Origin of the sequence: Colwellia sp. BRX10-4 (genome assembly GCF_014077465.1) — a bacterium.
Classification (GTDB): Bacteria; Pseudomonadota; Gammaproteobacteria; order Enterobacterales; family Alteromonadaceae; genus Colwellia_A.
In genome coordinates this window covers 1-329 of record NZ_JACGVZ010000128.1, presented here as the reverse complement: position 1 = coordinate 329, position 329 = coordinate 1, and the positions used below count along the sequence as shown (strand labels likewise).

Sequence of the window (329 nt, the reverse complement as noted above, 5' to 3'; positions counted from 1 at the left end):
ACAACAGCTGAAGATACAACAGCCACAGGCAATGTGTTAGATAATGCTGAAACAGCAGATGGTCCACTAACTGTCACCAGTTTTACTGTTGATGGTAATACTTATAATGCAGGTGACACGGTTACTCTTGCTGAGGGTGAACTCACTTTAAATGCAGATGGTAGTTACACCTTCACACCTAATGATAATTTCAACGGTGCTGTTCCTGTAATTACTTACATTGTTACTGACGGTGCAGGTGATACACAGAGCTCTACACTAACAATTTCAGTGACACCAGTGTCTGATCTAAGTGATGATAGTGAAACTGTTTCTGTTGCAGAAGACAC

1 protein-coding gene is annotated in these 329 nt (G+C 41.0%); it reads left to right on the top strand.

The features are described 5' to 3' along the window. Nucleotides 1-329 (top strand): Ig-like domain-containing protein (locus H4J67_RS20125; protein ID WP_182204946.1); only part of this gene is annotated, 329 nt, incomplete at both ends.